Origin of the sequence: Rhodococcus sp. NyZ502 (assembly GCF_041464245.1) — a bacterium.
Taxonomy (GTDB): Bacteria; Actinomycetota; Actinomycetes; order Mycobacteriales; family Mycobacteriaceae; genus Rhodococcus_F; species Rhodococcus_F qingshengii.
Genome location: NZ_CP167155.1, coordinates 878,350 through 902,192 on the forward strand (window position 1 = coordinate 878,350; position 23,843 = coordinate 902,192).

Here is a 23,843-nt window from a genome sequence, read left to right on the forward strand (position 1 = left end):
AGTGAACCAACCGATCGAGGAAGACGGGAGCGTCGAAGTGGGTAACCATGACAGCCACGAGGTGATGCAGAGGCTCGACGCACTACTGCCGGCACTGCGCGAGCGCGCACAGGAGACCGAGGATCTGCGTCGTATCCCCGACGAGTCCATCAAGGCTCTTCAGGAAACAGGCTTCTTCCGCTTGCTGCAGCCAAAGCAGTGGGGCGGATACGAAGCCGATCCGGTGCTGTTCTACTCCGCGGTCAAGAAGATCGCCAGCGCGTGTGGTTCCACAGGGTGGGTCTCCTCGATCATCGGGGTACACAACTGGCACCTCGCCCTCTTCTCTCAGCAGGCGCAGGAAGACGTGTGGGGCAACGACACTGACGTTCGCATCTCGTCCTCTTACGCCCCGATGGGTATGGGTGAAGTAGTCGAGGGCGGATACAAGGTCAACGGTGCGTGGGCGTGGTCTTCGGGTTGTGACCACGCCAGCTGGGCCGTTCTCGGTGGTCCGGTGTTCAAGGACGGCCGCGCAGTCGATTTCGTGAGCTACCTGATTCCTCGCGAGGACTACCAGATCGACGACGTGTGGAATGTGGTCGGTCTGCGTGGAACCGGCTCCAATACCGTTGTGGTCAAGGATGTTTTTGTTCCCAAGCATCGCGTTCTGAGCTTCCGGGCGATGAGCGAACTGACCGCCCCGGGCCTCGAGAACAACACCGCGCCGGTCTACAAGATGCCGTGGGGAACCATTCACCCCACGACGATCTCGGCACCGATCGTCGGAATGGCTTACGGAGCTTACGAAGCGCACGTCGAGCACCAGGGCAAGCGTGTGCGCGCTGCGTTCGCCGGCGAGAAGTCGAAGGACGATCCGTTTGCCAAGGTGCGCATCGCCGAGGCGTCCAGCGACATCGACGCCGCGTGGCGTCAGCTCTCCGGCAACGTCGCCGACGAGTACGCGTTGATCCTTGCGGGCGAAGAGGTTCCGATGGAACTGCGGCTGCGCGCTCGACGTGACCAGGTGCGCGCCACGGGCCGCGCGATCGCCTCGATCGACAAGCTCTTCGAGAACTCCGGCGCCACGGCGCTGCAGAACGGCACTCCTATTCAGCGTTTCTGGCGCGATGCTCACGCTGGTCGCGTCCACGCCGCCAACGATCCCGAACGCGCCTACGTCATGTTCGGAACCGGCGAATTCGGTCTGCCGATCACCGACACGATGGTCTAGAGGAGGCTCAGTGACAACCACCGAAGAAGCCCTCACCTACGAGTCCACTTCACGGTTCGCGCAAGTGCGCCCCGATCTGAAACTGCACTTCCACGAGGCGGGCGTCGGAAACGACAAGACCATCGTGCTGCTGCACGGCGGTGGCCCAGGCGCGTCGTCGTGGTCTAACTTCGCCCGCAACATTCCGGTGTTGGCGAAGAGCTTTCACGTCATCGCGGTCGATCAGCCCGGTTACGGGCAGTCCGACAAGCCGACGGAGCATCCGCAGTACTTCGTGCACAGTGCGTCGGCGCTCAATGATCTCCTGGACACGCTCGAGATCACCGGTCGCGTTGATCTGCTGGGCAATTCGCTCGGTGGTGGCGCTGCTGTTCGCTTTGCGCTCGACTACCCGGACCGTGCGGGTCGCCTCGTTCTGATGGGCCCCGGCGGTCTGAGTGTCAACCTGTTTGCGCCGGACCCCACCGAGGGCGTCAAGAACCTCGGAAAGTTCAGCTACCAGCCCACCCGAGAAAACCTCGAAGCATTCCTGCGGATCATGGTCTTCGATCAGAAGCTGATCACGCCGGAACTCGTCGACGAACGTTTTGCTGCCGCCAGCACTCCCGAGTCGCTGGCTGCGGCCAAGGCGATGGGTAAGTCCTTCTCCAGCGGTGACTTCGAGCTCGGCATGCTCTGGCGCGAGGCGTACAAGCTTCGTCAGCGTGTGTTGCTGATCTGGGGCCGTGAGGATCGGGTCAACCCTCTCGACGGCGCACTGGTCGCGCTCAAGATGATCCCGCGCGCGCAGCTCCACGTCTTCGGCGGTTGCGGTCACTGGGCGCAGCTCGAGAAGTTCGACGAATTCAACCGGCTCGCAACCGACTTCCTGCTCGACGGAGGTAAATGATGGGTATTCGATCTCTGGCGTACATGCGCATCGGGGCCACCGACATGGCTGCGTGGCGCGAATACGGACTCAAGATCCTCGGAATGATCGAGGGCAAGGGCGTCGACGCGGAATCGCTGTATCTGCGTATGGACGACTTCCCGGCGCGTCTTGTCATCGTTCCGAACGACACGGACCGTCTGCTCGTCTCGGGTTGGGAAACCGCGAATGCCGCTGAGCTGCAGGATATCCGTGACAGGTTGTCGGCAGCCGGTGTTCCGTTCAAGGAAGGCACGGCGGAGCAGCTCAAGGACCGTCGCGTCGTCGAGATGATCGCGTTCGAGGACACCTCGGGCAACTCCCTCGAGGTGTTCCACGGAGCTGCTCTCGAACACCGCCGGATCGTGAGCCCGTACGGGCACAGGTTCGTGACGGGTGAGCAGGGCCTCGGCCACGTCGTGCTCACCACCGATGACGACGATGCTTCGCTGCGGTTCTACCGCGACGTACTCGGATTCAAGCTTCGCGACTCGATGCGTCTGCCTCCGCAAATGGTCGGCCGGCCCGCGGACGGCGACCCGGCGTGGCTGAGGTTCCTCGGCTGCAACCCGCGTCACCACAGCTTGGCGTTCCTGCCGTTGCCCAACCCGACGGGCATCGTGCACCTGATGCTCGAAGTGGAGAACTCCGACGACGTCGGACTGTGCCTCGACCGGGCACTGCGCAAGAAGGTCAAGATGTCGGCGACTCTCGGTCGCCACGTCAACGACGAGATGCTCTCGTTCTACATGAAGACTCCAGGCGGGTTCGACATCGAATTCGGTTGTGAGGGGCTAGAGGTCGAGGACGAAAACTGGATCGCGAGGGAAAGCACGGCCGTGAGCCTGTGGGGTCACGACTTCACGGTGGGAATGAAGCCGTGAGTTCGCCCGACGCGTCGGTGAGTGCGGAGCAGGCGATCGATCCACGCCAGTTCCGCACGGTTCTCGGGCAATTCTGCACGGGTATCACCATCATCACGACAGTCGACGACGGTGAGCCTGTCGGGTTCGCATGTCAGTCTTTCGCGGCCCTGTCACTCGACCCGCCTTTGGTGTTGTTCTGCCCCACCAAGGGTTCTCGGTCGTGGGCGGCAATCGAGCGGACCGGGAAGTTCGCCGTCAACGTGTTGGCGGAGGAACAGCAGGCGGTGTGTGCTCGTTTCGGGTCACGTGAGCCGGACAAGTTCGCGGGCATCGATTGGACGCCATCGCCTCTGGGCTCGCCGATCATCGACAAGTCCCTTGCACACATCGACTGCACGGTGGAAACCGTCCACGACGGCGGCGATCACTACGTCGTCTTCGGTCGGGTGTCGTCGATGAGTGAGATCAAGACCGAACGCCCGCTGCTCTTCTATCGCGGGCAGTACACGGGCATCGAGCCGGACAAGACTGTTCCGGCCACCTGGCGTGACGATCTGGAAGCGTTCCTGACGACCACGACAGAAGATACCTGGCTGTAGGGGGCAAGCCCCCTGTGCGCCTTTTTGGTAGTGGTAACTACCAAAAAGGCGCACAGGGCCGGAGGCCCTACAGAGAAAAACAGGTATGACAGAAGTCGTCACCGAACGGCGTCAACAGGATGGTACGACGCACTATCTTGTTCGATCGGCCGGCGCGCTTGACCGCCTCGATCACCGATGGCTGCACCTCGACCACCTGGTACCGGTCGGCCTCGACGGGCTCGCGTGAGAACGCCACCAAACCGAGCCGATGCAGGTTGTTCAGGTACGCGCTGATGCGGTCCAGATGTCGACAGCCCGCCAGTTCTCCGATCATCGACAGACCCTCGTCGATCATCTCCGAGCCGACACCGAACGGCCGCGCCGTGCGTACGTCCACGCTCGGTTGCGCACCGGAGGTGGCCAACAACCGAAGAATTCGAGCTTCGTCGGGTGCGATCTCGTCGAGGATCCGGTCGTAGGCCGGGTGCAGATCGTCACGATCGGTCACGTCCGCGGAACGGTCCAGCAACCTGTCGCCACGTGCCCGCAGCGCCGCGAGAGTGGCCTCCACGCTCTGCTTGCGATTGGTACGAGTTGCCATTGCTGCCCGCAGGTTCTCCGTCCGCGAGCCGTCTCCGTTGGTGTTCTCGGCCCGACGTTCGGATTGCACGTTGGCGGATTCTGCAGCCTCTGCCGCGGCTTCGGCGGCGGCCTGAACGATCTGCCGCGTCGCCTCCTTCGCCGTTCCGAAAGCCCAACCCGTCAGCTTGATCGACGTGAGCGTCGTCGTGGCGGTAAGCCCGACAAGGCTACGGATCAGACGCTTTTCGACGGATTCGACCGGCGCGATGTCCGCAGCCCAGTCGTACGATTCCGCTTCGACGATCATGCGATGGTCGTGCTCACTCATGCTCATACTCCGAATATTGCGAGGTGTAGGAAACCGGCAAACGAGCCCAGCACGGCCCCGTGTACGAACAACAGCCACTCGTCCTGCTTGACGGCTGAGCGTAGTAGTTCGCTGAAATCTTCCGGTGAAAGGATGCTCATGCGTTCGGTGACGAAGACACGAATCTTCTCCGACTGGTTCTCGGCGAACTCCGCGTCCTCGAAGACCCTTGGGTACAGGTCGAGCACTTCGGTGGTGGCCAGGCCGGGCAGACGCTTGTAGCTCTGCGAACCAACGGTCATCTTGACCACCGACTTTGCCCAGCCGGCTGCGTCGTCGACGGATTCGCGCAGTACCTGATCGAGCATCCGCCGCGTTCGGTCCGAGCGGGGACCTTCGAGGAGTTCGGTGCCGATGTTCTCGAGCGTCACGACGTGATCGGCGAGGGTTTTTGCGTACCCGGCGATGATCTCGGTGCGGCGTTTCAGGAACAGTCCCTGCCGCCACGGCACCCAACGGCTGGGGGTGATCGGTTCGAAGATCATCGTGATTCCGAGGTAGTTCACGATGTACCCGATGATCACGCCACCGATGGGAAGCACCCACCACTGCGGAACCAGATGGAGGATTCCGACGAGCACGAAGCCCATCGGGAACCCGAAGTAGAAGCCGAAGTTCTGCATGAACCTGAGCTCTTTGTTGCCCATCGTGCGGAAGATGTCGTTGAGCAGTTTGGGGTGCGAGGAGAGGTAGCGGATCACCATCAGCTTCGCGTCGATGAACTCGTCGATGTCCTCTTCGATGCGGTCGGTGATCATGCGCACGCTGGCCGGCAGATCGTCCTCCACCTTGCGGAAGACGGCTTCCTTCACCGACGTCGGAAGGTTGTGCCAGAGCTGAGGATTCTCGGCCGTCATGATTCTGGTGACCACGCCGCGCACTTCACTGCGAGAAATGTTCACCAAGTGCTCGGCGATGCTGTCCGGGTCCAGGACGCGATAGAAATCGGCGATGCTGCCGACTTTCGCGAGGGATTTGTCGACGGCGATCGACGCCATCTTCTCCGCCCGCGAGGGGACGATGCCTTGCCAACCGAATCTGCCGTCGCTGGTGATCGCGGGGATCACCTGAACGCGCCGGGGGAGGAACGGGAAGAGCAGTTTGAGGCCGGGCACTTTGATCCCGTGGAAGTTGATCGGCGCAAAAAGCATCAGGACGCCCGACCAATTGGTGATGTACCCGATGATTCCCGTGAACAAAGGAATGGTGATCAACTGTTCGAGCAAGTGGTCCGGCACCGTCGCACATCCTCCTCATATCCGAGAACCTCACGTTCGGACATGATTGCCGAAACTTCGCTCTTCGTGGGTGTTTCGTTGGCTACTGCTGCGCCTTCCCAGTTGCGTCAGCATAGAGGCCCGACAATTCGGGCTGTAGGTGGGTAGGAAGTTGATGTAACCTCACGTACATGGTCAGTATTGCGCACAACACGACGACGCCGGTTCTCTTCCGGCGCATCGTTTAGCAACTGCTGACCGAACCCTTTCAGCCCCGGGAGTTATCGCCCCGGGGCTTTCCTGTTTCGTCGCTCCGTGTGCGTCTCCCCTTGAACGATTTGGAGACCTCTCATGAGCGTTGACCACCGCGAACTCGGGCGCGACCTGGAGTTTTTCGCCACCACCCCCACCGTCGGGGCCGGCCTCCCACTCTGGTTACCGGACGGCGCGATCATCAGGAACGAACTCGAAAAGCTCGCCGCCGAACAAGCAGCGCGATCCGGATGCCGGGGTGTCTATACCCCCGTTATGGCGAAGAAAGAGTTGTACGAGAGATCTGGGCATTGGTCCAAGTTCTCGGACGACATGTTTCCCGAAATGAAGATAGGCGGAGAGTCATTTCTCCTTCGTCCGACTAACTGTCCCCATCACGCTCAGGTATTCGCCGCTCGCGGTCGTAGTTATCGCGAGCTACCTTTCCGCGTTCGTGAACTCGGCTCGATGTTCCGTAGCGAACTCTCCGGAGTTCTCAGCGGATTGAGTCGAGTCAGACAGATCAATCTCGACGACGCACATGTCTTCTGTAGTCGCGAACAAGTGCAAGCGGAAGTGATCGTCGCGCTCGACGCGATCGAGCGCTGCTACTCGACTCTGGGGATTGCCGAACGGGAGTACCGCCTCTCGATCAGAGGGGGAGAGGGGCAGTATCTCGGCACCGACGAGCAGTGGGCGGACGCCGAGGATCACCTTCGCGGAGCACTGAATGCACGCTCGATCGAGTACGTGGAAGCGAAGGGGGAGTCAGCGTTCTACGGTCCCAAGATCGACGTCCAGGTGCGAGACGCGCACGGCCGCGAGGAAACACTCTCGACCGTGCAACTCGACTTCAATCAACCGGAGCGGTTCGACCTCGAGTACACCGCTGAGGACGGATCCAAGGCTCGCCCCGTCATGATCCATCGGGGCTTGCTCGGATCGATGGAACGCATGACTGCGCTTTTGATCGAAAGGTTCGAAGGGCGGATGCCGCCGTGGCTGGCACCCAACCAAGTCTCGATTCTGCCCGTCGGCGACCGGCACCAGGTTGAGGCCGAGCGTTTGCGGGCCGATCTCGAGGCTCGCGATGTTCGAGTGGCGATCGCGCCTGACGGATCGTTGGGACGTCGCATCCGCGAGGCACGCACTCACCGTGACCCGTACATCGCGGTGATCGGGGACAACGAGGTGCACGGCGGCACCGTCGACGTTCTGGTCCCCGCGCGTGGTGGGCGGGTGGTCGTCGATGCGAGTGTGTTTGTCGCTCAGGTGGTCTCGGGCATCAAAGAGCGTGCCCTGCTTCCGGCAGACTTCTAGCCGACGGGAAGCTCGTGGAGGGCGCGCACCAGTGGCGCGAGTTCGGGTGTCTTGCATGCCTCGTCGAGCGCCGCCTCGAGGGTGGCGTCGTGCGTCGGCCGTGCGCTTTCGAGAAGCTCGCGGCCGGCCGGCGTCAGCTCGGTGTAGATGCCTCGACGGTCGTCGGCGCACAGGATGCGCGTCAATAGTCCTCGATCTTCGAGTCGATTGACCAAGCGCGTCGTGGCGCTGCTGCTCAGTGCGGCAGCGCGAGCCAACTGAGCCATCCGCATGTGCCAGCCGTCCTGGCGGCTCAACGCGTCGAGGACGGTGTATTCGACGACGGACAGTTTGTGCTCACGCTGGAGCGCGCGTTCCAGTTCGGTGTCGAGAGCGCCGTGCAGTGCTGCGAGCGTGCGCCACCCTTGCGAACGGATTTCGACGGCGTCGTCGGCGATCCCCATGTGATTCTCCTTGTCCGTTTCCTGCGACTCCAGGTTACCAGCTTGCGCATGTAGCGCGCGCGTGCAACTATTTATAGCGCGCCTGCAACTAATGCACACGCCCGCTAACGGCTTACGCGTAAATCTGTGAAAGGAACATCGAGATGCCATTGGGTCTCATTGCCCTCGCTATGGGCGGGTTCGGGATCGGCCTCACCGAATTTGTCATCATGGGCCTCCTGCCCGAGGTCTCGGCTGATTTCGAGGTCACCGAGTCCGTCGCGGGCTACCTGATCTCGGGCTACGCACTGTCGGTGGCGATCGGCGCGATCCTCCTGACCGCTGCCGTCACCCGCTTCGAGCGCAAGAAGGTCCTTCTCTCGCTCATGGTGCTGTTCATCATCGGCAACCTGATGTCCGCGCTCGCTCCCTCCTACGAGGTCATGATGGGCGGACGCATCGTCGCGGCGCTGTGCCACGGTGCGTTCTTCGGAATCGGCTCGGTGGTTGCCGCCGACATGGTCGCGCCCAACAAGCGCGCCGGCGCCATCGCGATGATGTTCGCGGGCCTGACCATCGCCAACGTTCTGGGCGTTCCGTTCGGCACGCTGCTGGGCCAGCAACTCGGATGGCGCTCGACGTTCTGGGCCATCACCGTCATCGGCGTCATCGCACTGATCGGAATTGCAGCACTCGTCCCGACGACGCCCGCCAGCACGACCGGTGGCGGATTGCGCGGAGAGTTGGGGGCATTCCGCAACAAGCAGGTATGGCTCTCGATCATCATCACCATCCTCGGCTACGGCGGAATGTTCGGAGCCTTCACCTACATCGCCTTCACCCTCACCGAGGTCACCGGCTTCGCGACGTCCAGCGTTCCGTGGCTGCTCATCCTCTTCGGCTCGGGCCTGTTCGTCGGCAACTTCCTCGGCGCCAAGGCGGCCGACCGTTCGCTCACGAAGGCGCTGGTCTGGATTCTCGCGATCCTGACCGTCGTTCTGATCGTGTTCGCCGCCACCGCGGAGAGCAAGGTCATGACTGTGATCTCGCTGTTCTTCATGGGCGCCTTCGGTTTTGCGACGGTTCCCGGTCTGCAGATGCGGATCATGAACTACGCGTCGGCAGCACCGACCATGGCATCGGGTGCCAACATCGCCGCCTTCAACGTCGGCAACGCACTCGGGGCATGGCTGGGCGGAATCACCATCGCCGCGGGACTCGGCTTCACCTCCCCGATCTGGATGGGGGCGGCGGTCACCGTCGCCGGTCTGCTGGTCCTGATCGTCGCGGCGAAGATCGACCGCCCGGCAGCGTCAGAGCAGTCGACGTCGAGCACCTCGCTGCACCCGACCGCCGCCTGAACCTGTCCACTGCGCTCTGACCCCATCGCGTGAACGTATCGCTCCCCTTGTCCAACAAGGGGAGCGATACGTTCACGCGGGTCAGGTGAGGCGGAATTCGGCGGTCACCCCGGAGAAAGGCGTGATCGCGCCGCTACCCCGAGCCTTCGACGCACCGAAGTGTTGGACTCGATACGTACCCGCCGGAGTATCGGCCGGAACATCCCACGTGATGCGAACGACGGAACCGTTGCTCCCGACCCGGCGCCAGTGCAGTTTGGTGGACCAGTCGTTGTCGTCGGCGACCCGTGTCCAGGATCCGCCGGTATTGCGTTGGATCTCGTAGAAGGTCCCGTTTCGGTGAGTGTCGTTCTTGGGGTGGCCGGTGACGAACTCGACGGCAACCTGTCCGCCTGGTGAGCTGTCGCCGGGCTGGACGGTCGCATCGCCGAATTGTGTTCCCGGCAAGGGCTCGTCGAAGTCGACGCCAGGTCCGAAGCTGGGTTGGAACCCGGACAGGTCTGCCGGAGCGGGGCCGCGAGGAGGTTCGGTGCCGTCGCGCATCGCGGCTGCAAGGGCGGCATACCCCTGCTGATAGGCCGGCAGTGTGTAACGGCCGAACATCGTCGAACCGCCCTCGTACTGCTGCGAATCGTATTCCTGTGGTGTGGTGCAGTAGCTCGAGTACGAGTTCGCGTATCCCTGGAAGATGACGTTCTCGAGGGGAACCCCAAGCTCCTCGGCGACGGTTCGACGCACTCGTAATCCGGAGACGATGGTGAATTCCGCAGGGCCACCGACGATGTAGAACTGACCGATCCGCAGGATCTGGATTTTGAGTACGTTCGGCACCCATCCTCCCGGTGGCAGCAGGCCGACCGGAACGACTACGAGTTTGGGCGCCTGTGCATCCTGAAGCCATTGAGGCACAGGAGCATCCATACCGCCCAGGGCGTCGATCATGGGGTTTCGGGTGCCCTCGGGGAAGATCGGGATTGCCGGTCCGTCCTCGACGCTTCCGGCGCTCATTGCCGCGCCGATCGCGGCCGGAGCGGTGCGGTGCTCGCGTCCGTCGGGGGTGAATCTTCCGCTCACCACCTGATTTGCCATGTCCAGGTACATGATCCGACTGTCGACGCCACCGGTGACGGTGTCGGACGCCGCGTCGAAGGCAGTTCGAGCTGCCGCTACCTGGCGCAGCCCGATGATGCGTGCGTTCTCGAATTCGTCTTCGGTCGGTCCGCGTCCGGGCTCGAGGAAGAGGTTGGGTGACATGTCGCCGCTGTTGGTCTGCGGAAACGCAGCAATGAAGCTGGTGTCGCCGTCGAGGTAGCGCACGCCCTGGTCGTCGTGCTCCCAGAAGTACGCCGCGGCGCCCTTGTTGTCCCCGGAGATGAGATGGTTCTCGTTCGTAAGCGAGGCGCAGTGGGTGGCGAACCAGTTGATCGCTCCGATGTCCTTGCTGCCCCGACTGATACGCATGACACGCATGTGGTGGTCGTTGCCACCGGGGTAGTAGGCCTTGTCCTCTTCGGGGTTGAGGTCGAACGCCACTCGCGATCGGTTGACGCTGGCGTCGGTGAGATCGGACCGCCCGAAACGGACCGTGCCTGGCGCCAGGTTCTCGTGCGCAGCGCTGATCGCCTCGACCATGCCGTTGACCTCGGCTTCGAACACCTGCAGTTCGAAGCCGAGAACTGCGAGGTTGTACGCGTAGTTGTGCGAGGCCCCGCCACATGCCGCGTGTGAATGGATGGCCGTCAACATGACGTTGCGTTCGGTGTAGATGTCACCGAACCTCCCGGCCAGTCGGCGCAGGACCTCGTCGTGAACGGACTGGAAGATCATGCAGTTGTCGACGCACACGTAGGCGACCCGTGACCCGCCGGACTCGAAGATGAAGGCGCGTGCGCGCATTCGCTGGTGCAGGCCTTCGGCGCGTTGATCGAAGCTCGAGTAGCCCATCATGCCGACTTCGGCGACCGGTCCGGTCACGTCGGAAATTCCGACGCCCACCTGCAGTGACGCCGACGACTTGTCGGTGCGTGCGGGTGAAACGGTGCGTGCCGGCGAAGCTGCGACGGCCTGGTTCGTCGACAGAGCGGCGAGCGCAGGTGCGGCGGCAGCGCCTGCCAGTACGGTGCGTCGGGTGATCTGCACGAGTGTCCTTTCGGGCGGTCTGACGCGAGTTGGTCAACCGTCCAGGAGTGTAGCCCGAGTCACACGTGACCGAAAGGGGTGCCGTCGGCCGACACTCAGATTGTTGTGGCCTCCCCGAACGTCATCGCCAGGTTCTTGATGGTCGTGGTCATCAGGGCCCGGCGGGGGAGTCCCAGTTTCCGGAGCTCCGCCGCCATCGGGTGACTGCCCAGTTGAACCTCGGCTCCACCAGGGCGCGATTTGACGCCGGTCGGTGCCATGTCCCACGACGTGCACCTGGTGGCGCCGTCGAGATGTGAGTACGCGGCCAACGACATGTTGGCTCCGCCGCCCGGCACGCTGACGCCGGATTTCACACTCAACTGTGTGATGAGTTTGCCGTCGCGAGAGACCGATCCGCGCTTGACCGAGCCGACGTGCTCGGTGTCGAACTCGGCGAGCACCTTCGGGAATCCCCAGATTTCCCGGCCGGCGGCCTTGGTGAACTCGCCGTCCACCGGCAACTCGTGAATGAGTGCCCCTGCAGTTCCGGCAGCGAGCGAACGTAGATCTCCCAGCACCGAGGTTTCGGGAGGCGCAGTGTGGCTGCGCACCATGTACGTCACTCCGAATTCGTTGTACGGCCCCAGATCCCCGTCGATGTAGTCGACAAAAACCAGGCCGCACAGCGCCCGGCCGGGACGGTACTGGAGCACGGTCAAGCCGGTGTAATCGATGATCGACTGCGCGGTTGTGCTGGGTACCGAGTACAACGCCATGAAGGCAGACGCGGTGCGAACTTCGACGGGCAGCTCGACCTTCTTGCCCAGAATCGTGTAGCTCATGGCGCCACCACCCCGCGGAGTCCGTCGGAGCCGTAGACAGGTTCGAGCATCGAGCGGAAATCCGGTCCGCGGCGCAGCATTTGGCCTCCGTCGACGTTGATGATCTGCCCGGTGATCCAGGTGGAGTGCGGTCCGAGGAAGAAGGAAGCGAGTCCGGCGACGTCCTCGACCTCGCCGACGCGTTCGAGCGGCGTGTTGGCCAGGTAGTCGTCCAGGATGGGGCCACCGTCGGTGATGAGCGCGACCAGATCCGTTCGGGTCAGCCCCGGGCGGATCGCGTTGACACGAATGTTGCTGGCGCCCAGTTCGTCTGCTGCCAACTGCACCAGGTGGTCGACGCCGGATTTCGAGACTCCGTACGCGCCGAACCAGCGATGTGTGTTGCTGCTGGCGATCGACGAGATCGCGACGATGGATCCACCGCCTCCAGCCACCAGTGCCCGCGCGCCGTGCTTGATCGTCAGCATGGTCCCCGTGACGTTGAGGTCGACGGTGCGGCGCCAGGCGTCGACGTCGAGTTGCGTGACCGGTGCGATGGTTTCGTTCCCGCCGGCGCAGGCCACGACTCCGTCGAGCTTTCCGGTGACGGACACCGCCGCGGCGACAGCGGCGACGACGTCTGTCTCGATCGTGACGTCGGCGGGGGAGACGCTGACCGATCCTTCCGGACTCGACTGCCGGATCGATTCAGCGGCAGCATCGAGTTTCTCCTTGTTGCGTCCGCAGATCGTGACGTGAGCGCCAGACGCAACGAGCGAACGAGCGATGCCCAGGCCGATGCCACTACCGCCGCCGGTCACCAGTATCGATGTGCCGGCGAAAGTGGGTATGCCCGCTGAGGCGGTGTCGTCGTCCATGCGTGTCTCCTGGTCGTTGCTCCGGCGGGCTCGCGTGCTGATTCTGGAGGATTTCCGATTCGGCTTCGGTGAAAACGCCCCACGCTATATAGGAACAGGTTCTACTTATTGAGGCAAGGGTTGTGCGAGAGGTGGAGTGATGGCTACCAGACCGACCTTCGATTTGATCGACGGACGCTTCTACAGCGGAGACCTCGGCAATGTGCGCGACGCGTACGCCTGGATGCGCGATCACGAGCCCGTGTACCGAGACGACGCCAACGGAATCACCGCGGCCGCGAGTTACGACGCCGTCGTCGCAGCCGAGCGGGATCCCGAACTGTTCTCCAACGCCGGTGGCATCCGCCCCGAAACCGGTCCATTGCCGCAGATGATCGACATGGACGACCCGCAGCACCTCACACGTCGACGCTTGGTCAATGCGGGTTTCACACGTAAGAAGGTCGAAGCCAAGGCCGGCCGTATCCGGGAGATCTGCGATCAACTGATCGACGCCGTCTGTGAGAAAGGAGAAGCCGACTTCGTCGCAGACCTGGCGGCACCGCTGCCGATGGCCGTCATCGGCGACATGTTGGGTGTCCGTCCGGAGGAACGCGCGTTGTTTCTGCGGTGGTCGGACGATCTGGTGAAGGCATTGGGAAGCAACGCTTCCCAGGATCAACTGCAGGCCATGATGGTTGCGTACGTCGATTTCACCGCGTACATGATGCGAACCATCGCCGAGCGGAGGAGCGACCCGGCCGACGATTTGGTGAGCACGTTGATTCACAGTGAGGTCGACGGCGAGGCCCTCTCCGATCAGGAAATCGTCAACGAATCCCTGCTGATCCTGATCGGCGGTGACGAGACCACACGGCACGTGCTCAGCGGCGGCATGGAACAGCTACTGCGCCATCCGGACCAGCGCCGGGAGCTAGTCGACGATCCCGATGCCATTCCCTTGGCAATGGAGGAGATGCTGCGGTGGTCCTCGCCGATCAAGAACATGGCTCGAACCCTGACCCGTGACACCGATTTCTTCGGCGCGCAGCTGAAGGCAGGTGAGAAGATGCTGCTGCTCTTCGAATCGGCAAATTTCGACGAGTCCGTGTTCCTGAACGCCGAACGGTTCGATGTCGGCCGCACACCGAATCCGCACGTGGCCTTCGGCTTCGGAACTCATTTCTGTCTGGGCAATCAGCTGGCCAGGTTGGAGGGACGGATCATGTTCGAGCAACTCTTCGCCAGGCTGCCGGACATGGAACTTGCCACCGACGCGCCGTTGCAGCGGCGTGCGGCCAACTTCGTGTCCGGGCTCGAATCGATGCCGGTGCGGTTTAACTCTTCTGCCCCGTCAGCCGGGTAGTTGGCAGTTAGGAGGCGCAGCATCTTCGGAGAGGGGGCTGCCCGCCGGATTGACGTAGACGACCTCGAGCACCAATGGTGTTGTCTGCGAGTTGTTTCCGATGTGCACATGATCTGAACCGCTCGGTTCGATCAAAGTATTTCCGGCGCTGTAGATCCCGTCGACGGAGCAATCGGATCGGTAGTGGCTCAACGTGCCCTGCGCGATCAGCGCGTAGAGCGTCCCGTCGTGGAAGTGCCAACCGGTGGAACCGCCGGGGTCGATGGTGATCTGGCGCAGGATGTAGTCCTTGCCGTCGAAAGTCACCTGCCCGAGGATTTCTCCGTGTACTCCCGTGCTCGGTGTTGCCGACGCATTGATCGGCGTCAGCGACAGTCCGATCGCTGCGGACACTGCAAGCAGAACCTGATGGCGTTTACGCATGAGCGGCCCTCCCAGACGGATGTGCTCCTGAGTGTCCTCCGACAGTGTCCGATTTATCCCGGTTTTCGTGGATCTTGCAGGGTGAAGGCAGAGGTATGCCCTTGAGAGGCGGTTACGCTCGTGTCATGCAGCAAGTCGCGACGAGGCGCCGGAGCCAGCCGCCGCCTGCGCGCTTCATGTTCGAGGCATTGATCGATCCGTACCGCCAGCCCGCCCGGCACTGGCTGGAACTTCTCGAGAGCGAGATCGCACCGGAGACCGTCAGGGCTGAAGAACCGGAGCTGGTGATCTGGTCGTCGATCTGGCCGGACCGACCCGACGCCGTCATCCGATTCGACATCGAGCCGGTCGGAAACAGTACGATGCTGCGTTGGACGCTCTTCTTGGACGATCCGATACCGCCCGAGGCAGAGGTTGTCAGCATGCGAAAGCGGCTCAACACCTTGATAAATGCGAATCTCAGGTTCAACTTCGGCCAATAAGTTGGATCACTGCCGCATTACTTGGTGTCGACTCGGCCGATCGGGTCGGCGTTGTCGCTGAATGCGGCCCGGGCCGCTGGCCAGCTGGTCTCATCGATGCGCAACGCGGTCCGAAGGTAGGCAGTACTCATCCGTTGGATGGCGGCGACCCGCTCTGGGTTCTCGTCAGTGGTCTCGGCGACTTGGTATCCGACGATTCCACCGAGTGCGTGCTCGGCACCGTAGAAGGAAAGGAGGTCGGTGGCTCCGGGGCTGTGCGTGTAGGCGTCGGTGAACCAGTCAGGTCCGCGGCTGGACATCTTGGACTGGTCGTGGTCGCCCGCGACGACGAGTGTCGGCGTCGTCAGTTCCTGGAACGAGGGGCGCATGAACGGGAAGTTCGCCTGCGCGAACGGATGCAGGTTCTCGCCGCCGAGACCGGTTGCTGCGAAAAGGATTCCCGCGGTGACGCGACTGTCGGACATGTCCTGGCCGACCTGGCCGGCCTCGTCGAAGATCCTTGCTCCGAGGAGTGACTGAGCGGTTTGCCCGCCCCAGGAGTGACCAGTGGCGGCAACTCGACTGCGGTCGATGCGGCCGGCAAGCCCGGGCACGGCAAATTCGATGGTGTCGAGCTGATCAAGGATGCGTGTGAGATCCGCGATCCTCTCGGTCCAGATCGTCGGGAAAACCGGGTGGTCGAACCCGAAACCGTTCCGGCGCGAGTCCAGATGTGTCGGCTGGATCACCACGAATCCGTGGGATGCCCAGAATGCCGTGAGTGGCGAGTATCCATCGAGGTTCCAGCCGTTGCCGTGGGAGAACACCACAACGGGGAGGTTCGTGCCTGCTGCCGGAGCAGACACACGTACTTCCAGCGGGACAGGTCGATCGGGGGCGAACAACTCGACGGGGGCAACGGAGACGACCGGGGCGCCGGCGCCGATGATGCCGTTCAGAGTGTCGATCATTGATGAGGTCATGGCAAGTTCCTTGCTGAGGCTGCACCCTGCGATACTGTTTATCGGAGCGTCGCTCCGCAACATTACGGAGCGTTGTTCCGTAATGCAAACATATGTTGTGAGTCAGCGAGGAGTGCACATGGCTGATGCCCAGGACGAGCAGTCGCGCGTCGCCTCTCCCAAGCAAGTCGGTCGCCCACGTCGAAGCGAGCAGGCGCTGCTCGACGCGGCGGCAGCAGTGTTCGTGGAGTCCGGAGTCGACGCTCCGGTGCGGGAGATTGCGGCGAAGGCCGGCGTCGGCATGGGGACGATCTACCGCCACTTCCCGACGCGTCCCGAGTTGGTGGTCGCCGTATACCGACACCAAGTCGAGGCGTGTGCGGACGCGGGCCCACAGATGCTCGCGGAGAGTGCAACGCCCGAGGCGGCTTTGCGGGCATGGGTGGCTTTGTTCGTGGAGTTCCTGGTAACCAAGCATGGGCTCGCCGGTGCACTGCAAGGAGACAGCGCCGGGTCCGACGCTCTGCATATCTACTTCGTCGACCGCCTCGTTCCGGTATGTGACTCCCTCCTCGCGGCAGCGCTCGAGTCCGTTGGCACTGCTTCGCGGGTCGATGCGTACAACGTGCTCAAAGGCATCGGGAACCTTTGTATCGGTGCTGGGTCCGATGACCGGTACAAGGCCGAGGTCCTTGTACAGCTATTCATCTCGGGCGTACTCGCGCGGGAGGTTCGCTGACGCTCGGCAGTCAGATCAGCTCCGGATTCTCGGCGTACACCTCCTCGAGGATCGACATGTCGAACAGTTGCTCCGCCGTAATCTCCAGCCCCGCTTTCGACAGTGCCGCGATGTTCTGTTCGATCAGTTGGGGTGTCATCGTGAACAACCCGTTGGCTTTGGTATCTGCCGACACCACCAGATCATTCTGTGCGGTGGCTTCCTTGATCTGCTCTTCGAGTTCGAGGTTCTGGTCCTTGCCGTAGACCTCGACGGCAAGCCGTGCCGACTCTGCCGGATCGGCGACCGCATCCTTCCATCCTTGGATCTCGGCCTTCAGGAATGCCTTGAGTTTGTCCCTCTCGTTGTCGATGGTGGACTGGAGAACCGTGAACGATTCGGCGACCAACGGCAGGTTGTAGTCCGCGAAGAGGAAGTGGGCGTTGGGGAAACCTTTGGCGGCCAGTGTGATCGGCTCGTTGGTCACGTAGGAGACCCAGCCGTCCACCTCGCCGTTTGCCAGGGGGCTCGGATCGAACTGCGCGGGCACGATCGTCATCTGGCTTTCGGTCAGGCCGTTTGCTGCCAGGAGAGCTCCGAAGACGAGCTGATTGGAATCCTGGACGCCGATCTTCTTGCCGATCATGTCCTGCGGTGAGTTGATCGGTGCCGCAGCGGAACTGACAATCGCAAACGGATTCTTCTGGAATGTCGCACCGACGATCTTTGCCTCCAGTCCGTCGAGTACGGCGGGGGCTGTGAGCTGCGGTGCGGACATTCCGATCCACACCTTGCCGGTGTCCAGGCCGGCTTCGACGCCGGTGCCGGCTGCGCCACCTGCCACCAGGTCTACATTCCCGAACCCGGCATCCTTGTAGTACCCCTTGTCGAGAGCGAAGTACTCACCGGCGAACTCGATGTTCTTGATCCAGGACAACTGCACTGCAACTGTTCCGAATTCGGAACCGTCGTCCGTGGTTCCGCCACTCGAACTGCTGGAGTCACTGCTACACGCGAGCAATGACGCACTACCGGCGACTGCGATGCCGGTCAGCGCGGAGTAGCGGAAGAAGGCCCTGCGGTCCAGCTGGCGGACGGGCTTGAATGGCGTCATGAATCGGAACACTAGGGCCAGTCGGTTTCGTTCAGTTTGCTTGGGAGAGAGAGTTTGTTGAGGTCGTGTTAACAGATGTCACGACTTGCCCGCCGAAGGACCGAAACGAGACAGAGCGATGCTTTCGAAGATCCCGACCACGGCGTAGAGGACGATCGACACCACGGTGATCACCACGATAGATGCCCACAATTCGTTGTACTGGTAGCGCGGAATGGCTTTGATCATGCTCGAACCCAAGCCTTGACCGCTACCGAGCCATTCGCCGATCAGTGCTCCGATCAAAGCGCCGGGCACTGACACCCTAGCGGCGGCGAACACCGCCGGAAGTGCGGACGGTACGGACACCATTCGCAATGCGGTCCAACGACTCCCGCCGTACGCAGCGATGAGGTCTTGTGCCTGAGCTGGAGCGGCGCGCAGACCGACCATGATCATGACCAGGGCCGGAAAGAACACCACTATCGCAACCATGACCGTCACACCCACGATTCCGCGGCCGAATATCAGGACGATGATCGGGGTCATCGCAACGAGAGGAACAGATCGTAGAAGCATTGCAACGGGCATGAAAGTCTGTTCGACAGTGCGGGAAACGACGAAGATCGATGCCACCACGAGCGCGGCAGTCATTCCGACGGCAAAGCCGACACCGGCGTCGCGCAGAGTGATGAACAGGTTGTCGATGATGCCCGAACGAGCGTCGGCGGATTTTGGGCCGGAGAACAGGTACTCCCAGACGTCGGCCGGCGTCTTTCCCACACGCGGGCCGACCTGGGGGAAGGCGTTGAGGAAGACCACCCAGATGACAAGCAACAGCGCCGAGGCGATGGCAATCGGGGCGAGGAATCTCAATGTTCCTCGTACCGCGGTCATTTCTGTGCTCCCGGAGCGCTGGTCCACGGCGTGACGAGCCGGGCGATCGCTGCGACTACGGCGTACCCCAGACCGGCGAGCAAGGCGGCGGCGATAGCCATTCCCCACGTTCGCGGGACGTTGTACGACGTCTGAGCGGCCGTTAGTGCGACGCCGATCCCGCTGTCCACCCCGCCGAGATACTCGCCGAGAATTGCACCCAGTACGGCCGAAGGTGCAGCAATCTTGAGGGCAGCAAAGGTGCTCGGAAGTGCGCTCACAAGTTGAACTTTGGTGAACTTCTGCCAACGCCCACCGCCGTAGGCGGCGACGAGATCGAGGCTCGTCTTGTCGGCCGATCTCAGGCCGGCGAGTGTGCCGACCATCGTGGTGAAGAAGCAGTACATTGCGGCGAGAAAGATTGTGGGGGTCCGGCCGCCGAAGACGACCAGGATGATTGGGCCAAGCGCCAACAGCGGTGTGCAGTAGCTCAGGATCGCCAGTTGTGTGGCCAATCCCTCGATGGGCGGAATGAGAACGACAAGCACGGCAAGCGTGATCGCCAGCAGGTTTCCCCAGAGGAAGCCCTGCAGCGCACCGGAAGCCGTGACGGTGAAATTGGGTCCGTACAGCGACCAACCGTCGTCGAACATCGTCGAGACAACCACCCACGGCGTCGGAATCGTGCCTCCCGCAACACCGGCCGCCGCCAGAATCCACCAGAGAGTGATCAGTCCGCAGATGCCGACTGCACCACCGAACCACGTCGGACGCTTCAATCGGATCCGGCGGGGCACAGATGGCTGCGCGGCCGCGGTCGCGACGTTCTCGATATCGGTAATTGTCATGCGACGCCTGCTTTTCCGAAGAGCAGTCCGGAGAGGTAGTCGTGGATCTCGTGGAACTCGGGTGTACGCATCATCTCGGGTGTACGCGGGCGCGGCAGGTCGATCGGCACGGCTTCGAGGACGCGTCCGGGCCGCGGCGTCATGACGGCGACGACGTCGGAGAGGAACACGGCTTCGGCGATTCCGTGAGTCACCATCAACGTGGTCGCGGGTTTCTCGGTCCAGATCCTGAGCAATTCGATGTTGAGCCGTTGACGGGTCATGTCGTCCAGCGCGCCGAAGGGTTCGTCGAGTAGCAGGACACTCGGCTTGACCACGAGCGATCGCGCGATCGACACACGCTGACGCATACCGCCGGATAATTGAGCGGGCTTGGCCTTCTCGAATCCTTCGAGGCCGACGAGAGCGATCAGGTCGGCGATCAGGTCGGGGTCGGGATCGATGCCGGCAACCTGAAGGGGCAGTTTGATGTTGGAGGCCACTGTTCGCCACGGCAGCAAAGCCGAATCCTGGAAGGCGATTCCGAGTTCGCGGCGCTTGCGTAACTCGGCCGGCGACTGTCCGTTGACAAGGGCCGTTCCCGACGTCGGATTATCGAGGCCCGCAAGGATGCGAAGAACGGTGGACTTCCCGCATCCGGACGGCCCGAGCAGAGACAGGAAAGAGCCTTCGCTGGTTTGAAGGGACACGTCGGTCAGCGCGGTCACCGACCGACGACCCATCTCGAAGGTCTTGCCGAGGCCGGAGATGTCGAGACCGGTTCCAGCGGGGCGAGGTGTGGTGACGGGACTGGTCATTCCCGCACAGTACGAACGTCCGGTTGCGGTCATGTTGCCTGCGCGTCACCGCTGCGTGAGGCTGGTTCGGCGTCTCCTGTCACAGCGCCGTGGTGAGATGGACGTCTGGACGGAGTGAGGGGAGCGAAGATTGCTGAAGTTGTACCGGGCCGAGCGTTCGGACACCTTGGTCTCGGCGTTGGCCACGCTCCTCCGTACCCCGCTGTCGGATCCATTCGCCCGGGAAACTGTTGCGGTGCCGGCCAAGGGCGTCGAGCGTTGGCTCAATCAGCGGCTGTCCTCCCAGCTAGGCACGTCCGGACCGTCAGCAGTGGACGGAATTTCTGCGAACATCGCGTTTCCGTCACCCGCGCGCCTGGTCGCGGAGTCCGTGGCCGCGGTCAGTGGAATCACGGCTGACGACGACCCATGGTCGCCGACGCGATTGGTGTGGACGGTTCTCGATGTGATCGACGAGTCCCTCGGCGAGCCCTGGTGCGGAGTCCTGGCGAAACATCTCGAAGGCCATCGTGAAGGTCGACGGTTTGCCTCCGCCACACATGTCACCGAACTCTTCCGCAGTTATGCCGCGCAACGCCCGCAGATGCTGATCGACTGGGCCGCCGGGCGGTTGACCGACGGACACGGATTGGCGCTGTCGGAGGATTTCGAATGGCAGGCACGTCTGTGGTGCATCGTCGCGGACAAGATCGACGTTCCGGGGCCCGCAGAGCGACTGGGGCAAGTGAGCCGCGCGCTGGTCGAGGACCCGGCCTTGGTCGACCTACCGGAACGTCTGTCGGTCTTCGGGCCGACCCGGCTGCCGGTCGATCAGCGAATGATCTTGAGCGCACTCAGTGCGAATCGGGACGTGCACATCTGGCTCCCGCATCCCAGCCCCGCGCTGTGGACCAAGATGAGCTCGCGCATACCGCCTCGAAGTGAGAGCACGATCCGACGTTCGGAAGACGGGTCAGCGCTGATATCCGCCAATCCGTTGCTGTCGAGTCTTGCTCGCGACGTTCGTGAACTTCAGATCAGCCTCGGTGCCGCCGAGTTCGAGTCGGTGCATCTTCCCGAACCAGCCGGCCCGAAATCCCTCCTGGCGACGGTCAAGGCCGATGTCATCGCAGATCGTGCTCCCAGGGTTGCAGCGGAACCGGATGGGACAGTTCAGGTCCACGCTTGCCACGGGCCGGCACGGCAGGTCGAGGTGCTCCGCGAATGTCTGCTCCGATTGTTCGAGGACGACCCGACATTGCAGCCGCGCGACGTACTCGTGATGTGCCCGGACGTCGAAACGTACGCACCTTTGGTTCGTGCTGCATTCGGGCAAGGCGTCCATGGCCACCCGGGGCATCTCCTTCGAGTAAGGCTGGCAGACCGCGGATTACGTCAGACCAATCCTGTCCTGGCCGTTCTCGGCTCTCTCCTCGAATTGGCCGACGGCCGGGCCACAGCCAGTGAGGTTCTCGACCTGGCCGCGACCGAGCCTGTCCGCACACGTTTTTCGTGGGGCGACGACGAGTTGGAAAGACTGCGGGAATGGACGACGGAAGCGGGTGCTCGCTGGGGAATCGGTAGTCGGCAGCGTGCCACGTTCGGCCTCGATGCATTTCCGCAGAACACCTTCAACACCGCCATGGACCGAATCTTGTTGGGGGTCAGCGCGGACGAATCGGAAAATGCCTGGCTGGATCTCGCGCTACCACTCGATGACGTGGACGGCACAGACATCGACCTGACTGGACGTTTCGCAGAGTTCGTCGATCGCCTGGCCGTCTCGCTTCGCGATCTTGCCGGCCCACATTCACCGGCCGAATGGCTTCGTGTGCTGATGCGGGCCCTGGATCTGCTGACCGACACAGCGCCCGCAGATTCCTGGCAGAGCGCGGGGGCCCACCGCGAACTGGTAGCTGCTGTCGAATTCGGCGGAGAGACGGTGTTACGTCTGGCCGATGTTCGCGCGATGCTCTCGCGCAGCCTCGCGGGCAGACCGACGCGTGCCAACTTCCGAACCGGCGAACTGACGGTGTGCACGATGGTTCCGATGCGTTCGGTACCGCATCGCGTGGTCGTGCTGATCGGACTCGACGACGAGGTGTTCCCTCGAACCGGTGGAGTCGACGGCGACGACATCTTGTCACGTGATCCCGTTGTGGGGGAGCGCGATCTGCGCAGTGAAGACCGGCAACTGCTTCTCGATGCCGTGATGTCTGCGGGCGAGCATCTGATTCTGTTGTATACCGGTGCCGATCCGGTCACCGGTGTCGTCAGACCACCGGCGATCCCCCTCAGTGGCCTTCTCGACGTACTCAGTGCGACGGTAGGTCCGGACGCTGTGAACGGGGTGCTGACACGGCATCCGTTGCAATCGTTCGACAATCGAAACTTCGCGCCGAACAAGCCGTTCAGCTTCGACACGGCAGCGCTGGCCGGTGCGAGGGCTGCCTCCGGAACACCGGTCGAATTGCCGACAGTCTTGTCGGCCGAGCTACCCGAGGTGCATCCGAAGGAAGTGAACCTCGCAGACTTGGTGAACTTCCTGGTACATCCCGCGCGTGGTTTTCTGCGCCAACGCCTCGGCGTCCGGGTACCGGAACTCGACGACGACATCGCGGATTCGCTGGCAACCGAGCTCGATCCACTGTCCACCTGGGCTCTGGGTGACCGAATGCTTCTCTCGCGCTTGGCTGGACGCAGCTCGGCGGATTTCCGTGCAGCCGAGTGGCGCCGCGGTACTTTGCCGCCCTACAACCTGGGCGCCACGGTTCTGGGCAACGTCGAGTGGGTGGTAGACCAACTTGCCGGTCTTGCATTGCCACACCTCGAGGGCGACTCCGAGGCTGTCGACGTCGACATCGACCTCGGTGACGGGCGTCGTCTCACCGGAACGGTAACCGGTGTGCACGGCGATTCAGTGGTGCGAGCGTCGTATTCCTCACTGGCGCCTAAACATCGGATGACGGCCTGGATAAACCTGCTCGCCTTGAAAGCGCACGGACGACCCGGTGCGCTCGATGCAGTCTCGATCGGACGGGGTCGGGGAAAGATCGCAGCGGCACGGTCGGTGCTCGATGCGCCGGGCAATGCGGTCGAGATCCTGCAGCAACTGGTGGACCTACGCGAGCGGGGGCTGCAGCGTCCGTTGCCGATGTGGGCCGCTACTTCAGCCGAATATGCGCGCCGACGCTTTGGTGGCGAGTCGGTCGACGATGCGACAAACGGTGCGGACACCCAGTGGACCGGGCAGTACGGCGAGATGATCGATCCAAGCAACGCTTACGTTTTCGGAGAAGCTCGAACACTGGCGGAGTTGGCTGCGGATCCGCCGTCGGACGACGAATTCGTCTGGGCCGAGGAACCGACTCGATTCGGAGTTCTCGCCCGACGACTGTGGGATCCGTTGCTGACCAACGAAAGAGCGGAGTAA

22 protein-coding genes are annotated in these 23,843 nt (G+C 62.6%); 10 read left to right on the plus strand and 12 right to left on the minus strand.

Features of this window, described 5'->3' with window-relative positions; genetic code table 11:
- Window positions 1-37: 37 nt before the first annotated feature.
- Genes hsaA through hsaB form a run of 4 tightly spaced genes read left to right on the plus strand, consistent with a single transcriptional unit; the run spans window position 38 to window position 3,585 of the window.
- A complete protein-coding gene (hsaA, locus tag ACBG85_RS04145; RefSeq protein ID WP_039973406.1) occupies window positions 38-1,213 on the plus strand; it encodes a 3-hydroxy-9,10-secoandrosta-1,3,5(10)-triene-9,17-dione monooxygenase oxygenase subunit in 1,176 nt (391 codons plus the stop codon).
- Window positions 1,214-1,223: 10 nt separating this feature from the next.
- Window positions 1,224-2,102, plus strand: coding sequence for a 4,5:9,10-diseco-3-hydroxy-5,9,17-trioxoandrosta-1(10),2-diene-4-oate hydrolase (gene hsaD, locus ACBG85_RS04150; RefSeq protein ID WP_003945808.1), 879 nt, complete (start codon window positions 1,224-1,226; stop codon window positions 2,100-2,102).
- Window positions 2,102-3,004, plus strand: a complete 903-nt coding sequence (hsaC, locus tag ACBG85_RS04155) for an iron-dependent extradiol dioxygenase HsaC (protein WP_003945585.1) — start codon at window positions 2,102-2,104, stop codon at window positions 3,002-3,004. Before hsaD ends, hsaC begins: the two co-directional genes overlap by 1 nt.
- Window positions 3,001-3,585, plus strand: a complete 585-nt coding sequence (hsaB, locus tag ACBG85_RS04160; RefSeq protein ID WP_003945677.1) for a 3-hydroxy-9,10-secoandrosta-1,3,5(10)-triene-9,17-dione monooxygenase reductase subunit — start codon at window positions 3,001-3,003, stop codon at window positions 3,583-3,585. The genes hsaC and hsaB overlap by 4 nt, the downstream gene beginning before the upstream one ends.
- Window positions 3,586-3,652: 67 nt before the next feature.
- Here hsaB and ACBG85_RS04165 read toward each other — a convergent pair whose 3' ends face one another.
- Together ACBG85_RS04165 and ACBG85_RS04170 are read right to left on the minus strand one after the other, a co-directional pair.
- Complete coding sequence (locus ACBG85_RS04165) at window positions 3,653-4,477, minus strand: Abi-alpha family protein (protein WP_372026290.1); 825 nt, start codon at window positions 4,475-4,477, stop codon at window positions 3,653-3,655.
- Window positions 4,478-4,479: 2 nt separating this feature from the next.
- On the minus strand, window positions 4,480-5,754 hold the full coding sequence (locus tag ACBG85_RS04170; protein WP_007734105.1) for a DUF445 domain-containing protein: 1,275 nt from the start codon (window positions 5,752-5,754) through the stop codon (window positions 4,480-4,482).
- 330 nt (window positions 5,755-6,084) lie between these two features.
- On the opposite strand from ACBG85_RS04170, the gene thrS reads away from it, so the two are divergent.
- Complete coding sequence (gene thrS / locus ACBG85_RS04175; RefSeq protein WP_372026293.1) at window positions 6,085-7,305, plus strand: threonine--tRNA ligase; 1,221 nt, start codon at window positions 6,085-6,087, stop codon at window positions 7,303-7,305.
- Here thrS and ACBG85_RS04180 read toward each other — a convergent pair.
- Complete coding sequence (locus ACBG85_RS04180; RefSeq protein ID WP_003945852.1) at window positions 7,302-7,748, minus strand: MarR family winged helix-turn-helix transcriptional regulator; 447 nt, start codon at window positions 7,746-7,748, stop codon at window positions 7,302-7,304. The two genes, thrS and ACBG85_RS04180, sit on opposite strands and share 4 nt — an antisense overlap.
- Before the next feature lie 143 nt (window positions 7,749-7,891).
- Here ACBG85_RS04180 and ACBG85_RS04185 point away from each other — a divergent pair, with 143 nt between their 5' ends.
- Window positions 7,892-9,088 carry an MFS transporter gene (locus tag ACBG85_RS04185; protein WP_165638603.1) on the plus strand — a complete coding sequence of 399 codons (1,197 nt, stop codon included), beginning with the start codon at window positions 7,892-7,894 and terminating at the stop codon, window positions 9,086-9,088.
- A gap of 81 nt (window positions 9,089-9,169) precedes the next feature.
- Here ACBG85_RS04185 and ACBG85_RS04190 read toward each other — a convergent pair whose 3' ends face one another.
- The 3 genes from ACBG85_RS04190 to ACBG85_RS04200 form a co-directional block, all read right to left on the minus strand.
- A complete protein-coding gene (locus tag ACBG85_RS04190; RefSeq protein ID WP_065456146.1) occupies window positions 9,170-11,227 on the minus strand; it encodes a neutral/alkaline ceramidase in 2,058 nt (685 codons plus the stop codon).
- Between the two features lie 95 nt (window positions 11,228-11,322).
- The gene (locus ACBG85_RS04195; RefSeq protein WP_165638604.1) at window positions 11,323-12,051 is read right to left on the minus strand and encodes an acetoacetate decarboxylase family protein; all 729 of its coding nucleotides are present in this window, start codon (window positions 12,049-12,051) and stop codon (window positions 11,323-11,325) included.
- Window positions 12,048-12,908 (minus strand): SDR family oxidoreductase, encoded by an 861-nt coding sequence (locus tag ACBG85_RS04200; RefSeq protein WP_372026297.1) that lies wholly within the window; start codon window positions 12,906-12,908, stop codon window positions 12,048-12,050. Before ACBG85_RS04200 ends, ACBG85_RS04195 begins: the two co-directional genes overlap by 4 nt.
- 139 nt (window positions 12,909-13,047) lie before the next feature.
- Here ACBG85_RS04200 and ACBG85_RS04205 point away from each other — a divergent pair, with 139 nt between their 5' ends.
- A complete protein-coding gene (locus tag ACBG85_RS04205; protein ID WP_165638606.1) occupies window positions 13,048-14,253 on the plus strand; it encodes a cytochrome P450 in 1,206 nt (401 codons plus the stop codon).
- Here the strand turns inward: ACBG85_RS04205 and ACBG85_RS04210 are convergent.
- Window positions 14,242-14,676, minus strand: coding sequence for a cupin (locus tag ACBG85_RS04210; protein WP_003945598.1), 435 nt, complete (start codon window positions 14,674-14,676; stop codon window positions 14,242-14,244). The two genes, ACBG85_RS04205 and ACBG85_RS04210, sit on opposite strands and share 12 nt — an antisense overlap.
- Before the next feature lie 125 nt (window positions 14,677-14,801).
- Between ACBG85_RS04210 and ACBG85_RS04215 the strand changes: the two genes are divergently transcribed.
- On the plus strand, window positions 14,802-15,158 hold the full coding sequence (locus ACBG85_RS04215) for a hypothetical protein (RefSeq protein ID WP_270008357.1): 357 nt from the start codon (window positions 14,802-14,804) through the stop codon (window positions 15,156-15,158).
- A gap of 17 nt (window positions 15,159-15,175) precedes the next feature.
- On the opposite strand, the gene ACBG85_RS04220 is transcribed toward ACBG85_RS04215, so the two are convergent.
- Window positions 15,176-16,120 (minus strand): alpha/beta hydrolase family protein, encoded by a 945-nt coding sequence (locus ACBG85_RS04220; RefSeq protein ID WP_372026301.1) that lies wholly within the window; start codon window positions 16,118-16,120, stop codon window positions 15,176-15,178.
- A gap of 118 nt (window positions 16,121-16,238) precedes the next feature.
- On the opposite strand from ACBG85_RS04220, the gene ACBG85_RS04225 reads away from it, so the two are divergent.
- Entirely contained in the window at window positions 16,239-16,838 is a 600-nt protein-coding gene (locus ACBG85_RS04225; protein WP_007734129.1) for a TetR/AcrR family transcriptional regulator, read from the plus strand.
- Between the two features lie 10 nt (window positions 16,839-16,848).
- On the opposite strand, the gene ACBG85_RS04230 is transcribed toward ACBG85_RS04225, so the two are convergent.
- From ACBG85_RS04230 to ACBG85_RS04245, 4 genes are all read right to left on the minus strand, one after another.
- Window positions 16,849-17,931, minus strand: a complete 1,083-nt coding sequence (locus ACBG85_RS04230; protein ID WP_031332841.1) for an ABC transporter substrate-binding protein — start codon at window positions 17,929-17,931, stop codon at window positions 16,849-16,851.
- A gap of 78 nt (window positions 17,932-18,009) precedes the next feature.
- A complete protein-coding gene (locus ACBG85_RS04235; protein WP_003945590.1) occupies window positions 18,010-18,807 on the minus strand; it encodes an ABC transporter permease in 798 nt (265 codons plus the stop codon).
- Window positions 18,804-19,634 carry an ABC transporter permease gene (locus ACBG85_RS04240; protein WP_042449422.1) on the minus strand — a complete coding sequence of 277 codons (831 nt, stop codon included), beginning with the start codon at window positions 19,632-19,634 and terminating at the stop codon, window positions 18,804-18,806. The genes ACBG85_RS04235 and ACBG85_RS04240 overlap by 4 nt, the downstream gene beginning before the upstream one ends.
- Window positions 19,631-20,464, minus strand: a complete 834-nt coding sequence (locus ACBG85_RS04245; protein ID WP_372026305.1) for an ABC transporter ATP-binding protein — start codon at window positions 20,462-20,464, stop codon at window positions 19,631-19,633. The genes ACBG85_RS04240 and ACBG85_RS04245 overlap by 4 nt, the downstream gene beginning before the upstream one ends.
- Window positions 20,465-20,561: 97 nt before the next feature.
- Here ACBG85_RS04245 and recC point away from each other — a divergent pair, with 97 nt between their 5' ends.
- Window positions 20,562-23,843 carry an exodeoxyribonuclease V subunit gamma gene (recC, locus tag ACBG85_RS04250; protein WP_372026308.1) on the plus strand — a complete coding sequence of 1,094 codons (3,282 nt, stop codon included), beginning with the start codon at window positions 20,562-20,564 and terminating at the stop codon, window positions 23,841-23,843.

Coding starts and splice junctions, on each gene's coding strand:
- ACBG85_RS04200 (WP_372026297.1), bottom strand. CDS start 12,908: ATGGACGACGACACCGCCTCAGCGGGCATACCCACTTTCGCCGGCACA.
- ACBG85_RS04165 (WP_372026290.1), bottom strand. CDS start 4,477: ATGAGTGAGCACGACCATCGCATGATCGTCGAAGCGGAATCGTACGAC.
- ACBG85_RS04245 (WP_372026305.1), bottom strand. CDS start 20,464: ATGACCGCAACCGGACGTTCGTACTGTGCGGGAATGACCAGTCCCGTC.
- ACBG85_RS04215 (WP_270008357.1), top strand. CDS start 14,802: ATGCAGCAAGTCGCGACGAGGCGCCGGAGCCAGCCGCCGCCTGCGCGC.
- ACBG85_RS04210 (WP_003945598.1), bottom strand. CDS start 14,676: ATGCGTAAACGCCATCAGGTTCTGCTTGCAGTGTCCGCAGCGATCGGA.
- ACBG85_RS04230 (WP_031332841.1), bottom strand. CDS start 17,931: ATGACGCCATTCAAGCCCGTCCGCCAGCTGGACCGCAGGGCCTTCTTC.
- ACBG85_RS04205 (WP_165638606.1), top strand. CDS start 13,048: ATGGCTACCAGACCGACCTTCGATTTGATCGACGGACGCTTCTACAGC.
- ACBG85_RS04220 (WP_372026301.1), bottom strand. CDS start 16,120: ATGACCTCATCAATGATCGACACTCTGAACGGCATCATCGGCGCCGGC.
- ACBG85_RS04185 (WP_165638603.1), top strand. CDS start 7,892: ATGCCATTGGGTCTCATTGCCCTCGCTATGGGCGGGTTCGGGATCGGC.
- ACBG85_RS04225 (WP_007734129.1), top strand. CDS start 16,239: ATGGCTGATGCCCAGGACGAGCAGTCGCGCGTCGCCTCTCCCAAGCAA.
- ACBG85_RS04235 (WP_003945590.1), bottom strand. CDS start 18,807: ATGACCGCGGTACGAGGAACATTGAGATTCCTCGCCCCGATTGCCATC.
- ACBG85_RS04195 (WP_165638604.1), bottom strand. CDS start 12,051: ATGAGCTACACGATTCTGGGCAAGAAGGTCGAGCTGCCCGTCGAAGTT.
- ACBG85_RS04240 (WP_042449422.1), bottom strand. CDS start 19,634: ATGACAATTACCGATATCGAGAACGTCGCGACCGCGGCCGCGCAGCCA.
- ACBG85_RS04180 (WP_003945852.1), bottom strand. CDS start 7,748: ATGGGGATCGCCGACGACGCCGTCGAAATCCGTTCGCAAGGGTGGCGC.
- hsaC (WP_003945585.1), top strand. CDS start 2,102: ATGGGTATTCGATCTCTGGCGTACATGCGCATCGGGGCCACCGACATG.
- thrS (WP_372026293.1), top strand. CDS start 6,085: ATGAGCGTTGACCACCGCGAACTCGGGCGCGACCTGGAGTTTTTCGCC.